Genomic DNA, 14,729 nt, shown 5'->3' on the forward strand with positions numbered 1-14,729 from the left:
TCTCATGGCCACGATCGACGTCTTCAACAAGGCTGTTAACACCGCGAAGAGCACCACCGGCACGGCGATGGACAAGATGATCGACGCCGCCCCCGAGGAGCAGAAGGGCTTCCTGCAGGCTCAGAAGCAGGTGCAGCTCGAGTCGCAGATCATGAGCACCATCACGAACCTCATGAAGAAGATGGACGACATGGCGATGGCCGCCGTGAACAACCTGAAGTAGTCCTTCGCAGGTTGTTGGTCCGCTCCGGCCCCGTGCTGATGCCCTCCAGGGTGTCGGTCCGGGGCCGGTGGCATTTCCGGCCCCAGGTGGCGCGCGCGGGGCGGGGGACACGGGGAAAAATGATCGCGGAAAAATCCCCAGGAAACTCCCGCCCCCCCTCAGCGATAATCCTTTTGTAGCTGGTGCCGCACGAACCTATCTCGCCACACCAGGAGAACTCTCATGGCCACGATCGACGTCTTCAACAAGGCTGTTAACACCGCGAAGAGCACCACCGGCACGGCGATGGACAAGATGATCGACGCCGCCCCCGAGGAGCAGAAGGGCTTTCTGCAGGCTCAGAAGCAGGTGCAGCTCGAGTCGCAGATCATGAGCACCATCACGAACCTCATGAAGAAGATGGACGACATGGCGATGGCCGCCGTGAACAACCTGAAGTAGTCCTTCGCAGGTTGTTGGTCCGCCCCGGCCCCGTGCTGATGCCCTCCAGGGCATCGGTCCGGGGCCGGTGGCATTTCCGGCACCCGGTGGCGCGCGCGGGGCGGGGGACGCGGGGAAAATGATCGCGGAAAAATCCCCAGGAAACTCCGGTCCCCCCTCAGCGATAATCCTTTTGTAGCTGGTGCCGCACGAACCTATCTCGCCACACCAGGAGAACTCTCATGGCCACGATCGACGTCTTCAACAAGGCTGTTAATACCGCGAAGAGCACCACCGGCACGGCGATGGACAAGATGATCGACGCCGCCCCCGAGGAGCAGAAGGGCTTTCTGCAGGCTCAGAAGCAGGTGCAGCTCGAGTCGCAGATCATGAGCACCATCACGAACCTCATGAAGAAGATGGACGACATGGCGATGGCCGCCGTGAACAACCTGAAGTAGTCCTTCGCAGGTTGTTGGTCCGCTCCGGCCCCGTGCTGATGCCCTTCAAGGCATCGGTCCGGGGCCGGTGGCATTTCTGGCCCTGGCCGCGTGGGTCCTCCGCTGGAAAGGATCCGGAAACTTCCACTAGGCTCACGTCGATAACCCTGGAAACGCTGCACTCAGAGATGAGGTTTGGATCATGGGCTCCAACACGATTAACGGTTCTGCTCCCCGCGTCGGATTCGCGACCACCTCCGCCAAGCCGGCGACCGGCTCGCAGGCTGTCGTGAAGCAGGAGAACCTGCTCCGCGCCACGACGGATGACCTCGCCAAGAGTCTCCAGGCGCTCCAGGCGAAGAGCGCGCCGCAGGCGGGCACCGCCGGCCAGACCCAGGCCTCCGGCCAGAGCCAGAAGTCGGCCCAGGCCGACAAGCCCTCCGCCGAGCAGGCCGTCCAGGACATCGCGAACCAGTACGGTGACTACCTGGGCAGCCTGGGTGAGAAGGCCGGCACCCGCGCGCTGGGCAAGGCGGAGAAGGCGGTCGCGGACTTCATCAAGAACAACCCGGACGCCACGCCTGAGCAGATCAAGGATCAGGCGAAGAAGGCCTTCAACAAGGAGACCAGCGCCGAGTACATCTTCAAGAGCGTCATCGAGAAGTCGCTGAGCGACGTGATGGCGAAGGTCCAGGAGCGGATCGACGAGCAGGGCTGAAGTCGGCCCGCGCACAGAAGGGGACCCCGTCTGGCACTGGCGGGGCCCCCGGGCTAGACTCCCCGCCGCTGCTGACCCCGCCCCGGTGAACGCGCCGATGACGACTGAATCCAAGGCCACGGTGTCGAACGACAACGAGAAGCCCCTGTCCGGACCGGAGATGCTCGAGCGGGCCACGGAGGGTTTCAACCTCTTCCAGGACGGGAACTTCAACGAGTCGCTGGCCATCTTCGAGCAGCTCTCGGCCATGGACTCGAGCGAGGCCTACTTCCAGACCGCTCTGGGCGCCTGCCACCTGGCGCTGGAGGACCTGGACACCGCCGTGGCGTGCTTCAACCGCGCCATCGAGCTGGACCCCACCGACATCACCCCCTTCGTCAACCGGGGCGAGGCGTTCCTCCGTCAGGGCCGGACGACGGAAGCGGCCCGTGACTTCCAGCATGCCGTGTCGCTGGACCCCGAGGACAAGGACCCCCTGAGCCGTCGTGCGCGCATGCTGGCCGCCGCGGCCCTGGAGAGCTCGGACGAGGCTTCGGAATCCGAAGCCCCCGAGGACCGCTCGTAGGCCGCACGCAGGCTCCCTCGCCGGACAGGTGAGGGAAGGCCCCCCCTTGGGCTCGGGGGCGCGCACGGATTAGGATGGCCCCGCCGATGGCCAACGCCGATCCGAACAGCTTCCTGAACAAGTACTCCGACATCGTCCTGGCCGTGGTCGTCGTGGCCATCGTCGCGATGATGATCGTCCCGCTGCCGACGATCATCCTGGACGTGTTGCTGACGCTGAACATCAGCATCTCGGTGATACTGCTCCTCATCTCCCTCTACGTGCCCAGCGCGCTGTACCTGTCGTCGTTCCCGACGATTCTGCTGATCACGACGATGTTCCGCCTGTCGCTGACCATCTCCACCACGCGACTCATCCTGCTCACCGGCGACCCCGGTGAAGTGGTGGTGGCGTTCGGTAACTTCGTGGTGCAGGGCAACTTCGTCGTCGGCGCCATCCTCTTCCTCATCCTGGTGGTGGTGAACTTCATCGTCATCTCCAAGGGCTCGGAGCGCGTCGCGGAAGTGGCCGCGCGCTTCACCCTGGACGCGATGCCCGGCAAGCAGATGTCCATCGACGCGGACCTGCGCGCCGGCGTGATTGACCAGGACCAGATGAAGAAGAAGCGCCGCGACCTGGAGCGTGAGAGCCAGCTCTTCGGCGCCATGGACGGCGCGATGAAGTTCGTGAAGGGCGACGCCATCGCGTCCATCATCATCACGGTCATCAACATCGTGGGCGGCCTCATCATCGGCGTCACGCAGAAGGGCATGTCCGCCGGTGACGCCGCGCAGAAGTACACGCTGCTCACCATCGGTGACGGTCTGGTGGGCATGATCCCCGCCATCCTCATCTCCACCTGCGCCGGCATCCTGGTGACGCGCGTCGGCGGTGAAGAGGAGGGCGCGCACCTGGGCAAGGACGTGGGCTCCCAGCTCACCGCCTTCCCCAAGGCCATCGCCATCGCGGCGGCCATGCTCGTGGGCCTGGGCCTCATCCCCGGCCTGCCCAAGATTCCCTTCTTCCTGCTGGGCGCGGGCGCGGGCTTCGGCGCCTGGACGATGATGCGCAAGCGCGACGAGGCGCTGGCCGCCGAAGAGGCCGGCCCCGCGATGGAGTCCAGCTTCGGCACGCCGGTGTCCGCCGAGCCTCCGCCCAAGGAGCAGCTCAACCCGGACTCGGAGCTGTTCATCCCCGTCGTCACGCCCATCGTGCTGGAGGTCTCCGACGCGCTGGTGCCCTACGTGGACTCGCGGCAGGACGGCGGCAAGTTCCTCTTCGAGCTCATCCCGTTCATGCGCGACGGCCTCTTCGTGGAGCTGGGCGTGCGCTTCCCCGGCGTGCGCGCGCGCGGCAACGGCGGCCTGCCGCCCGGGGCGTACCAGATTCAAATCAACGAAGTGCCCGTCGTCACCGGCCAGGCCACCCTGGGCCACATCCTGGTGAACGACACGGTGGAGCGCCTCAAGCTGATGAACATCCCCGGCTTCGAGGCCATCAACCCCGCGACGCGCCAGCCGGCCGCGTGGGTGCCCGAGCAGTTCCGGGACATGCTCGAGTCCGCGGGCCTCACCACCTGGGACGTGCCCGGCTACATCATCCTGCACACCGCCGCCGTGCTCCGGAAGAACGCGCGCGAGTTCGTGGGCGTGCAGGAGACGCAGACGATGCTGGAGCAGTTGGAGAAGGCGTTCCCGGCCATCGTCAAGGAAGTGGTCCCGAAGATCGTCAACGTGCTGAAGCTGACGGACATCCTCGGGCGCCTGGTGGAGGAGGAGATCTCCATCCGCGACCTGCGCGGCATCCTCCAGGCCCTGTCCGAGTACGGCCAGGTGGAGGCGGACAACGTCATGCTCACCGAGCATGTCCGTGCCTCGCTGCGCCGCTACATCTCCCACAAGTACGCGCGCGGCACCGGCACGCTGGTGGTGTACCTGCTCGACCCGAACATCGAGGAGGCCATCCGAAGCTCCATCAAGCGCACCTCCGCGGGCGCGCACCTGGCGCTGGAGCCGGAGATCGCCCAGGAGATCGTCGGCGCGGTGCGCTCGGAATGCGGCCACCTGCCGCCCAGCGCGCAGCGGCCCGTCATCCTCACGGCGATGGACATCCGCCGCTACGTGCGCAAGCTGCTGGAGTACGAGTTCAACCCCTCGTTCTCCATCCTCAGCTACCAGGAGCTGTCCCCGGACCTGAACATCCAGCCGGTGGCGCGCATCTCCTCCGGCCGGTAGCGGCGAAGGAGCCTGTGAAGCACCCGGGGCCTCCGCTTCTTCAAGCGGGGGCCCTGTCGTTTTCGCGGGAGGGAAGGGAAGGGCGGCTCAGGCGCCCGCGAGCACGGCGATCATCAGCACCAGGAAGCTCAGCCCCACCACGCCCATGACGATGAGCGGGACGAGCTTCTTCTTGTCCGCCAGCGCGGACACGGCCGCCGGGGCGGGCTCGGGCTCCGGCTCCGGCATGGGCATGTCCTCGCCACCGTCGGGCTGCGGCTCCTCGGAGGAGGACGCGGACCCATCCTCGGAGGAGGGCTGCTCCTCCGGGGGCGACGGTTCGGGCTCGGGCTGCGGCTCCGGTTCGGGCTCCGGCGGGGGCGGCTCCTCTCGCTTGGGCGGGGAGGGGCGCGGCGGCGACGGGGCCGGGACGACGGCGGAGTTCTCCGAGGAGAGGCTCACCGCGGGCTCGTCGGGGGGCTCGGCGGGGTCCACGTAGACGAAGCGGGTGGCGCCAATCTCCAGCTCGTCGCCGTCCTTGAGCGCCTTGCGGTTGACCCGCTTCTTGTTGACCTTGATGCCGTTGCGGCTGCCCAGGTCCTCCACGTGCGTGCCGGACCAGTCGCGGCGCACCTTGGCGTGCTTGCGGGAGACGAGGTCGTCCTTGAGGATGACGTCGGCTTCCTTCTCGTCGCGGCCGAAGATGTGCTCCTGGGCCTCGGAGATTTCGATGCGCTGGCCCTCGCGCGGGCCGTTCATGTAGCGCAGGAAGCGCTCCTCGCCGCCAGCGAGGCCGCGCATCGCGTCCTTCAGGATGCCGCGCGCGAGGAAGGACGTCTTGTCGCTGACGTCCGGCGCGATCTCGACGACCTTGTCGAAGCGGACGTCGTACTGCGCGATGGCGATGACGTCGCCGTTGCGCAGCAGTTCCTTCTCCCCCTTGGGGAGCGACTTGCCGTTGATCTTCGTGCCGTAGGCGCTGCCCAGGTCCTCCAGGAAGTAGAGGGTGCCCTCCTGGCTGATGCGCGCGTGGTTGCGCGACACCGCCTGCTGCGGGAGCACCACCTGGCAGGTCTTGTCCCGCCCCAGGGTGATGACGGAGTCGTCGAGGACGACCTCTTTGCCCGAGGCGCCTCCGGCCTCGCTGCGCTGCGTAACGGTCAGACGGACGCTCATCGCGTGTGTCGCTACCCGAAGGGACGGCTAGAACGAGTCGTTGGCCAGGAATCTCTCACACGTCGTGTACTCGGTGGGGAATTCCTCGGAGGTTCCAAACTTCATGAAGTTCTTGCACGCCGTCTGAGCGTGGTTCTGCTTGTGGGCCTCGGAGAAGATCTGGAAGAGGCCGAAGTGGCAGGGGGCGAACTTGGCGTCCAGCTTCACGCACTTGCGGTAGGCGTTCTCCTCCTCCGTGAGCAGGCCCTTCTCGCGGTACTGGCGCGCGAGCAGGTACATGGCCGGGGCGCTGTTCTCCGCCGTCTGGGTGTCCTTCAGCTCCTTGAGGGCGGAGTCGGTGAGGGCCACCTTGCGCTGGGCGACGGCCAGGTTGTTGAGGCAGCTGGAGTTCTTCTCATCCAGGCGGGCACAGTTGCCGAAGGCCTCGCGGGCCTCCGCGAAGCGGCTCTGCTCCATCAGCACCGTGCCCAGGTCGTGCCACACCTCCGCGGAGTCCGGGGTGAGCTGGGCGGCCTGGGAGATGTGCTCGAAGGCCGTCTCCAGGTCCTTGTCCTCGTAGGCCATGATGCCGAGGTTGTGATGGGCGTTGGCCACGTTGGGGTTGACCGCGAGCAGCGTGTCGAACTCCTTCTTGGCCTCCTTCTTCCGGTCCATCTTCATGTAGGTGAGGCCCAGGTCGTAGCGCGATTCCAAATTGTCCGGGTTCACCTGCAGGGCGCGCTTGAAGTTGTCGTGGGCCTTTCCGTAGGCGCCTTCCTCCAGGTAGAGCACGCCCAGGTTCTGGTAGGCCTGCAGGTGCTCCTGGTTGAAGCGCAGGGCCTTGATGAAGAACTCCTTCGCCTTGCCCTTGTTGCCCGAGTACATGGCGATGAGGCCCTTGTTGGCCCACAGGTCCGCGTACTGGGGGGAGAACTCCAGGCCCAGGTTGCAGTAGGTCTCCGCCTTCTGCAGGTCCCCGTTGGCCATCTCCTGCGCGCACAGCTCGTTGTTGATGAGCGCCCGTTCATGCGGGGGCGGCGTGCTGAGGCAGGCGGTGGTGGTGAGGGAGGCGGCGGCGGTCAGCGTGAGGAAGAGGCGAAGACGCATGGCCGGCCGAGTGTAGGAGAGCGGCCCCCCGCGAGGCAACGCCGTGCTGCCGCCGAATCAGCGCTGTTTTCCAGGGGTTAGGCCGGCTGTAGAGTGCCCCGCCATGCGTACCTACCTTTGTGCTTTCGGCTTGCTCGCTGCCCTGCTGGGCGCGGCTCCTGCTCACGCGCAGTTCTCCAACCGGAGTCTGGGCCTGTCGCTGGGCTACATGGACTTCAAGCGCACCGCGGGCCTCGCGGGGACGCCGTTCATCGGCCTGGAGGGCAGCCTCTACATCGAGAACGGCTTCGAGGTCGTCTCGCTGTCGAAGCTGATGTTCCCGACGGACACCTTCTCCACGCCGGAGAAGCGCGTGGTGGGCCTGGCCCCGTCGCTGGGCATCCGGTACCTGCTGCTGGAGGAGACCATCCGCCCCTACATCGGCACGGACGTGAGCTACCTCATCGTCTTCAAGGAGAGCATCAGCAACTTCGTGGGCATCGGGCCCAACGCGGGCGTGGACTTCTTCCTCAGTGATTCGGTGAGCCTGGGCGTGCGCGCGCAGTACAACTTCTACATCGCGCTCAACGAGGATACGCAGACGTCGCTGACGGGCTCCGTGGGCCTGGCGACGTACTTCTAGGTCCGGACGTGGGCCGCCCCGGGCGCGTGGCCGGGGCGGGCAGCAGGGCGGCGGCGACGAGCAGCGTCCACTTCTCATCCGAGAGGTGGGCGGGCTTCTGCATGGCGAGCGAGTCCTGGAGCCGGGCGCCCAGCGCGGAGAACAGCGTGAGCCGGGCTTCCAGCCGCAGCTCCTCGCGGCGCAGGGCGGCGGACAGCACCAGCTCCCGCTCCTCCGTGGACAGCCGCTTCACGCGCGAGACGAACAGCGGGTCCGCCAAGAGGCCCTCCTCGCCGCGCGTCTCGATGGCGGAGGGCACCTTGAGGCGCCGCTCGCGCACGACGATGGTGCCGGCCAGGAGGTCCCCCAGCCGCTGGTGCGAGCGCGACACGAGCGCGACCGATCCGCCCACGAGGTAGAGCAGCGGCAGCCGGTCCACCACGCGCGCCAGGTTGCGCAGGGCCGCGTGGTAGAAGCCGATGCGCACGCCGCTCTCCTGGATGACCCGGAGCGACATCACGCGCTTGCCCACCGTCTGGCCGGCCCACACGGTCTCCAGCGTGATGCCGTAGCCCCAGTCCACCAGGAAGTAGACGACGATGCCCAGCGCGCTGGCGAACCCCGGGAACACGGCCATGGCCACCTGGAACACCAGCAGCACCACCGTCGTGACGAAGCCGACGATGAGCGCGTCCATCAGCCACGCGAGGAAGCGCGAGTACACCCCCGCCAGCGTGAAGCGGAACTCCACGTACTCCGGGGTCAGCACCGTGTGGGTGCCGTCGAGCAGGGTGTCGGGGGTGGGCGTCACGGCGCCGGAGTGTACGCCACGCGGCCCGCGTTCCGTGGGGCTCCACGGAGTGACCTCTTTCGTGGGGGCCGCAAGGACTCCCGGTCCTGATGCCGGGCAGGCGGGCGGCCGGCCTGGACGGGAGGGTGGATGCTCGCGGGACCTGAAGAGTGGTATTCGTGAATAGCGGGCTCCACGTTATCCTGTCCGCATCCCCGCGCCCGTGGCCCCTTCTGAACCCTCATCCTGGAACCGCCGCGTCCTGCCGGCGGGTGCGTTCCAGTTCGCGCTCATCGCGGGAGTGACGCAGCTCAAGACGTCCGCGAACGCGCTGGTGTTGTCGCGCTTCGAGTCCCAGGCGCTGCCGTACCTCTACCTCCTGGGTGCGTTGATGACGGCGTCGCTGACGCTGTTGCCGCGCGGCCGGCCGGACGCGCCCACGGAGTCCCCGGGCATCCTCACCGGGGTGGGCGGGGTGCTTGCGCTGGGGCTGGCGGCGGCGCTGTCCGCGGGGCAGCGCATGCCGGCGCTGGCGCTGTACCTGTTCGCGGACTGCTTCAGCACGTTCGTGTCGTTCCGCTTCTGGGGCCGCATGGCGTCCGCGTTCGACGCGCGCGAGGCGCGCCGGGCCTTCACCGTGCTCAATGGCTTTGGCATGGGCGGCGGCATCGCGGGCGGTCTGCTGGTGCAGGCGCTGGCGGTGCGGCTGGGCACGCCCGCGGTGGTGGTGAGCGGCGCGGTGAGCCTGCTGGCCGCGGGCGCCATCTTCCACCACCTGCACAAGGCGGAGCCGGCGCCGCCCCCGCGCGCGCGGTCGCTGCAGGCGTGGTTCCCGGCGTGGAGCTACCTGGGGGAGAGCCCCTACGCGCAGGTGCTGGCGGCGCTGGGCATCGCGTTCGCGGTGCTGTCGTCCTTCGTGGACTACCTCTTCCGCCTGCGCGTGGAGGGCACGCTGAGCGAGGACGGGCTGGCGGCGCTGTTCGGCTCGCTCCAGTTGTGGATTGGCCTGTTTTGCGTGGCGTTCCAGCTGCTCGTGGCGGAGCGGCTGCTCAAGCGCATGGGCCTGCTGATGTACCTGGCGCTGGTGCCGCTGGTGCTCGCGCCGCTGGCGGGCGCCACGCTGGCCACCGGGCAGCTGTGGCCGGTGCACCTGCTGCGGCTGGTGGAGACGGCGGTCAGCTACTCCATCCTGCCGGTGGGCATCCAGCTGCTCTACGCGGCGGTGCCGGACGAGCAGCGCGAGGGGCTGCGCAGCGCGGTGGATGGCCTTTTGCGCAAGGGCGGCGTGGTGCTCGCGGGCCTGTTGCTCATCGGCGCGGGCCGGGGCGCCAACGGCATCACCATGGCGGTGGCGGTGGTGGGGCTGTGCGCCGCGCTGGGGCTGCTGCTCGTGCGCCTGAAGCCCGCGTACCTCACGGCGCTGGGCGAGCAGGTGGGCGCGCACGAAGAGGAAGAGGTGGAGCTGGGCGGCGAGGCGCAGAAGCTGCTGGTGGAGGCGCTGGGCGCGCCCACGCCGGAGCGGGTGCTGCGCGCGGTGGACATGCTGGAGCAGGCGGAGGCCGCGCCCCTGCGGCAGCACCTGGCCGCGCTCCTCTCCCATCCCCACGAGCGCGTGCAGGAGCGCGGCGTGACGCTGGCCCTGTCCTTCGAGGCCCGGGAGCTGGCGCCCATGCTGGAGCGGCTGGTGGAGGAGGGCCCCCGGCGCCCCCGCGACCAGGCCGTGTGGGCCCTGGCGCGGCTGTCCCCGGAGCGCGCGGAGCGGCTGTTGCCGCCGCTGCTCACCAGCGCCGACGTGGGCCTGCGCTGCGCGGCGATTGGCGCGCTGATGCGCACGCAGGGCAACTCCGCGGCGCTGGAGTCGCTGCGCGAGTTGCTGGCGAAGGGCGACCACGCGCCCGTGGCCGAGCGGCGCGAGGTGGCGCGGCTCTTGGGCCGGCTGAAGGACCCCCGGTTCGCGGGGCAGCTGTCGCTCTACCTGGAGGACATGGACATCTCCGTGCGGCGCGTGGCGCTGGGGGCGGTGGGGGAGGGCGGCTACGTGGAGCTGGCGCCGCGCCTCCTGCCGTTCCTCGGCTGGCGCGAGGAGCGTCCCGCCGCGCGCGAGTCGCTGGTGCAGCTGGGCGACGCGGTGACGCCGCTGTTGGAGCTGCAGCTCAACAACAAGGCCGCGCCGCTGGCCATGCGGATGCAACTGCCCCGCGTGCTGCGCGGCATCGGTTCATCCGCGGCGCTCAACGCGCTCCTGTTCTCCAACGTGCGCGACGACGCGGCGCTGCACTTCCGCATCGGCGCGCAGCTGTCGCGTCTGCGTGAGGAGCAGCCGGACCACCCGGTGGACGTGGACCGCATCCACGAGGCGCTGGGCCGCCGCCGCGACACGTACCGCCAGCTGGTGGGCGCCTTCCGCGACGTGCAGGCCGCGCTGGGCCCCCAGTCGCTGCTCACCCGCGCGGTGGGCGACCGGTTGGATCAGGCGCTGGAGCTGTCGTTCTTCCTGTTGGGCCTCCTGCACCCGCCGCAGGCCATGCGCCGCATCCACCAGCACCTGGTGGGCAACGATTCGCGCCGCCGCGCCTATGCGCTGGAGCTGCTGGAGAACCTGGTCGCGCAGGAGGAGCGCGAGCTGGTGATGGAGCAGGTGGAGGCCCACCACCGCGAGTTGCCGCCCGGAGCGCCGGGCCGTCTGTGGCGGCGGCTGGCGGGGCTCGTGCAGAGTGAGGACCTGGTGCTGCGCGCGTGCGCCCGCCACGTGGCGCGGGTGAATGGCCTGGACGTGCTCCCGCAGGAGGGTGACATGAGCGATACCATCGTCCAACGGATGTTCGCCCTGGAGGGCGTGAGCGTCTTCTCGCAGAGCGACGTGGATGACATCGCCGCCATCGCGGAGGTGGCGCGCGAGGCGTCCTTCAAGGCGGGCCAGCGGCTCTACAGCCAGGGCGACCCGGGCGACGCGCTCTACGTCATCGTCGAGGGCGCGGTGGACGCGTTCCGCAACGGCGAGCACGTGCTGCGCTTCCAGGCGAAGGAGGCCATTGGCGAGGTGAGCCTGCTGGACGGCGCGCCCCGGCCCACGGACATGGTGGCCGCGGTGGACTCGCGCGTGCTCGTCATCGACCGGCGCGACTTCCTGGACCTGCTCGCGGACCGGCCGGAGCTGCTCACCGGCTTCTTCCGCTCCGTGAGCCAGCAGCTCCAGAGCGTCATCGACCTGCCCGCGCGCCGTGAGGAGGGCCAGCGGCTGGAGCTGGGCGCCCCCCAACAGCCCCACGCGCCGCTGGAGGGCATTGGCGGCCTGCCGCCCGAAGGCAACGCGCCCTCGGACGTGTGAGTCAGTCCCCCGCGCCGTGCGGGGGCGGCGCTTCACCGCTCTTGAGCGCGGGCGGCTGCACCGGATCCAGTCCCAGCAGGTGCGCCGAGGCTACCGGGATGAACGGCCGCGTGAAGCAGCGCAGCGGCGGGAGGCTGCCCACGAACCGCGTGAGCGCGAGCCCCGCGAACACCCACGGCTGACGCTCCACCGCGGCGATGGGCGCGGCGACGCTCTCCGAACGCCGGGCGAGGCCCGACATGACCCAGCGGAAGGACCCGTGGGTGGGCAGCCGGCTCCAGACGCGCACGAACCAGGGCGGGCGCGTGACGGGGGCCATCCACGCGCGGTCGCTCTTGGCGGCGGTGAAGACGAGCAGCCACCAGAAGCCCCAGAGGCTGCTGAGGACGGTGAACGACTTCGGGAACCAGCACAGCGGGATGCACAGCAGCACCAGGGCGGGCACCCCCATCACGAACAGCAGGAAGGCCCTCCAGCGGCGCTGGAGCTTGGCGCGCAGCCAGGGGACGTTGAGGCGCACGTGCGGGGTGATGTCGGGGTCCTCGGGCGGCACGCCGGTGGCGAGGCTGGCCTCGCGGGAGATGACCGTGTGGTAGTCGCGCGACAGGGCGACGACGATCCACTGCACCGCGCTCAGCGAGCCGAAGAAGAGCGCCCAGAACTCCCAGCTGCCCAGGAAGAAGGTGCCGTTGCGCACGGTGGGCGCGTCGATGTTGAACCCCTTCTTCTGGGGCTCCTTCTGGATGCGCGGGCCCTTCGCATTCGCCTCCGGGACGTCCCGGAGCGCTGCCTCCACCTCCGCCCGGATGGCGGCGGAGAGCTGATCCCCCAGGGAGTCTTCCGCGTCCGCGTCCGCCTCGGGTGTGGCGGTGTCCTCGGTGTCCTGGGCGGAGCCGGCTCGCGGCGCCGCCGCCCGGGCCTCCTGTTCGGCCTCTTCGTGCTCCGCCTTCGCCTCTTCAGTGGCGGCGGCGGCTTCATCCGCCGCGTCCTCCGCGGCGGTGGCGGCTTCTTCCGGGGGGAGGTCGCCGCTCTTGCCGGCGTTGACGGCCTCGTGGATGAGCGCGGCGAGCGCGTTCTTCATGGCGGTGGGATCGCCCTTCGCGGCCTCCAGCTCCCTGGCCCGTTGATCAATCCGGGCCTGCGCCTTCTCACGCGCGGCCCGGACCTTGGGCGTCTCCTCCCGCCGCTCCTGCGTCTCCTCCCGCGTGTCGCCGGTGAACTCGTGGAACGCCCACCCTGCGGCGATGGCCAGCAGGAACGCGGTCTGGAGCGCGGTCACCTTCACGTAGGTGGCGCGGACCGCGGGGCTCGCGAGCGTGACGCGGGCGATGTGGAAGGGCAGGGCCACCCCATAGAAGAACTGGCGGATGCGGCCTTTGGGCAACTGGCCCTTCGTGGACTGGAAGTGCTCGGCGCCACCCCGGACCTCGCCCCACAGCTCCGAGGCGAAGTTCCGGCCCTGGAAGCTCCCTTTTCCGCTGGGAGTCCCGCCGTCCTTCTCCTCCTGTAAAGGCTTGAAATCCTTGCCTTTCATGCCCGTCATTGCGTCACGCTACCACGGCGGGGATGTGCTAAAGGCCGGGCCGTGAACCCGAACCTTCTCTCGCTGCGTCCCTTCCGTCGTCCTACCCGCCAGCTCACGCTGTCGTCCGGCGCGCTGGTCCTCGCCCTGGGAGCCCTCGCGGGTTGTGAGAAGACTCCCCCGCCAGCCCCGGCCACGCCGCCTCCCGCGGCCGAGCCCGCGAAGCCCGCCGTGCCCAATGAAGTGACGGTGCTCGTCACCGGCAGCGCCCGTGGCCAGCTGCTGCCCGTGGAGGGCAAGGGCGGCGCCGCGGAGCTGATGGGCCGCTGGGTGAATGATGAAAAGCACTGTGCCGGTCCGCTGAAGGACGGCCAGGCGACCTGTCCGGATGCCGGCACGCTCGCCCTGACGACGGGCGACCTGTGGACGGGCCCGGCCATCTCCTCGTTCTTCCTGGGGGCTCCGACGGCCGAAGTGATGGGGCACATGGGCTATGCGGCCTCCGCTCTGGGCAACCACGAGCTGTCGTACGCCAAGGATTCCTTCCTGAAGAACCGCACGGCCGGGGGGTTCCCCTTCCTGGCGGCGAACCTGAAGGTGACGGACGCGACGCTGGCCAAGGACCTGTCCATGCCCGCGTTCCAGGTGTACGAGCGGCGGGGCCTGAAGATTGCGGTGGTGGGCCTCACCTCGCAGAAGACGGTGCGCACGGCGATGTCCGGCCGCGCGGAGGGCCTGGAGGTCACCCCCAACGAGGACGCGCTGAACACGGCCGTTCCGGAGGCGCGCAAGGCGGGCGCGGACGTGGTGGTGATTGTCGCGGACCAGTGCCCCACGGACCTGCAGCCGGTGCTCGCGAAGCACGCGGACTGGAAGGTGTCGCTGGTGGCCGGTGGCCGCTGCGGCACGGACGCCCCGGGCGTGAAGACGGAAGGCGACACCACCTACGCGTCGCTGGGCCGTGGCTTTGATTCGTACCTGCGCGCGCAGCTGAAGTTCGACCCGTCGAAGGCGGCGGGCCAGAAGCTGACCGGCGTGGACACGAAGGTCGTCCAGGTTGCGGGCGGCACGCCGGACGCGGAGACGGCGAAGCGCATCGCGGAGTGGCAGACGAAGGTGGACCAGGCGCTGGGCCGGAAGATCGGCTTCACCAAGACGGGCATCCCGCAGGACTCGCCGCTGATGGCGAAGTGGGTGGCGGGCGCGGTGCGCACGCAGCTCAACGCCGACGGGGCCATCCTCAACAAGGGCGGCATCCGCAACGGGCTGGCCAAGGGCGACGTGACGCTGGGCAGCGTGTACTCGGCGATGCCGTTCGAGAACTCGCTGCTCACCGTGAAGCTCAAGGGCGAGGACCTGGCCAAGCAACTGGCGAACCCGGACGCGCTCGTGGCCGGCTTCACCGCGGCGGGCAAGGGCAAGTTCAAGGACGCCCAGGGCAAGGCGCTGGACCCCAAGAAGGAGTACACGGTCGCCACGGTGGAGTACCTGTACTTCGGCGGTGACGGCTTCGACTTCGAGAAGCTGGACACCGATCCGGCGGAGACGGGCATGGCGTGGCAGACGCCGGTCGTCGAGTGGACGGAGGCCCAGGCCTCCACCGAGGCGAAGCCGCTGGAGAAGTTCATCAAGTAGCGCGCTTCGCGGTCCTGAAGCACCGGGGCGCCG

General features: G+C 69.0%; 13 protein-coding genes. 9 read left to right on the forward strand and 4 right to left on the reverse strand.

The features are described 5' to 3' along the window. Positions 1-4 precede the first annotated feature (4 nt). From JYJ93_RS15165 to sctV, 6 genes are all read left to right on the forward strand, one after another. Complete coding sequence (locus JYJ93_RS15165; RefSeq protein WP_206791764.1) at positions 5-223, forward strand: hypothetical protein; 219 nt, start codon at positions 5-7, stop codon at positions 221-223. A gap of 222 nt (positions 224-445) precedes the next feature. Further along, the gene (locus JYJ93_RS15170) at positions 446-664 is read left to right on the forward strand and encodes a hypothetical protein (RefSeq protein ID WP_206791764.1); all 219 of its coding nucleotides are present in this window, start codon (positions 446-448) and stop codon (positions 662-664) included. Between the two features lie 221 nt (positions 665-885). Beyond that, complete coding sequence (locus tag JYJ93_RS15175; RefSeq protein WP_206791764.1) at positions 886-1,104, forward strand: hypothetical protein; 219 nt, start codon at positions 886-888, stop codon at positions 1,102-1,104. A gap of 181 nt (positions 1,105-1,285) precedes the next feature. Next, entirely contained in the window at positions 1,286-1,801 is a 516-nt protein-coding gene (locus JYJ93_RS15180; protein WP_206791765.1) for a hypothetical protein, read from the forward strand. 97 nt (positions 1,802-1,898) lie between these two features. Further along, entirely contained in the window at positions 1,899-2,366 is a 468-nt protein-coding gene (locus JYJ93_RS15185; protein ID WP_206791766.1) for a tetratricopeptide repeat protein, read from the forward strand. A gap of 86 nt (positions 2,367-2,452) precedes the next feature. Continuing rightward, positions 2,453-4,579 carry a type III secretion system export apparatus subunit SctV gene (sctV, locus tag JYJ93_RS15190; protein ID WP_206791775.1) on the forward strand — a complete coding sequence of 709 codons (2,127 nt, stop codon included), beginning with the start codon at positions 2,453-2,455 and terminating at the stop codon, positions 4,577-4,579. Between the two features lie 87 nt (positions 4,580-4,666). Here sctV and JYJ93_RS15195 read toward each other — a convergent pair whose 3' ends face one another. Both JYJ93_RS15195 and JYJ93_RS15200 read right to left on the reverse strand, forming a co-directional pair. Continuing rightward, complete coding sequence (locus JYJ93_RS15195) at positions 4,667-5,734, reverse strand: FHA domain-containing protein (RefSeq protein WP_206791783.1); 1,068 nt, start codon at positions 5,732-5,734, stop codon at positions 4,667-4,669. 27 nt (positions 5,735-5,761) lie between these two features. Next, positions 5,762-6,820 (reverse strand): tetratricopeptide repeat protein, encoded by a 1,059-nt coding sequence (locus JYJ93_RS15200; protein WP_206791787.1) that lies wholly within the window; start codon positions 6,818-6,820, stop codon positions 5,762-5,764. 103 nt (positions 6,821-6,923) lie between these two features. Between JYJ93_RS15200 and JYJ93_RS15205 the strand changes: the two genes are divergently transcribed. Continuing rightward, the gene (locus tag JYJ93_RS15205) at positions 6,924-7,442 is read left to right on the forward strand and encodes a hypothetical protein (protein ID WP_120581588.1); all 519 of its coding nucleotides are present in this window, start codon (positions 6,924-6,926) and stop codon (positions 7,440-7,442) included. Here JYJ93_RS15205 and JYJ93_RS15210 read toward each other — a convergent pair. Then, positions 7,384-8,232, reverse strand: a complete 849-nt coding sequence (locus JYJ93_RS15210; RefSeq protein ID WP_206791789.1) for an RDD family protein — start codon at positions 8,230-8,232, stop codon at positions 7,384-7,386. The two genes, JYJ93_RS15205 and JYJ93_RS15210, sit on opposite strands and share 59 nt — an antisense overlap. Positions 8,233-8,434: 202 nt before the next feature. On the opposite strand from JYJ93_RS15210, the gene JYJ93_RS15215 reads away from it, so the two are divergent. Next, positions 8,435-11,539, forward strand: a complete 3,105-nt coding sequence (locus JYJ93_RS15215) for a cyclic nucleotide-binding domain-containing protein (protein WP_206791791.1) — start codon at positions 8,435-8,437, stop codon at positions 11,537-11,539. A gap of 1 nt (position 11,540) precedes the next feature. Here the strand turns inward: JYJ93_RS15215 and JYJ93_RS15220 are convergent, their stop codons facing one another. After that, positions 11,541-13,073: a hypothetical protein gene (locus JYJ93_RS15220; protein ID WP_206791794.1), complete on the reverse strand. Its 1,533-nt coding sequence runs from the start codon at positions 13,071-13,073 to the stop codon at positions 11,541-11,543. Positions 13,074-13,124: 51 nt separating this feature from the next. On the opposite strand from JYJ93_RS15220, the gene JYJ93_RS15225 reads away from it, so the two are divergent. Beyond that, complete coding sequence (locus JYJ93_RS15225) at positions 13,125-14,696, forward strand: 5'-nucleotidase C-terminal domain-containing protein (RefSeq protein ID WP_206791796.1); 1,572 nt, start codon at positions 13,125-13,127, stop codon at positions 14,694-14,696. Positions 14,697-14,729: the final 33 nt, after the last annotated feature.

Origin of the sequence: Corallococcus sp. NCSPR001, assembly GCF_017309135.1 — a bacterium.
Classification (GTDB): domain Bacteria; phylum Myxococcota; class Myxococcia; order Myxococcales; family Myxococcaceae; genus Corallococcus.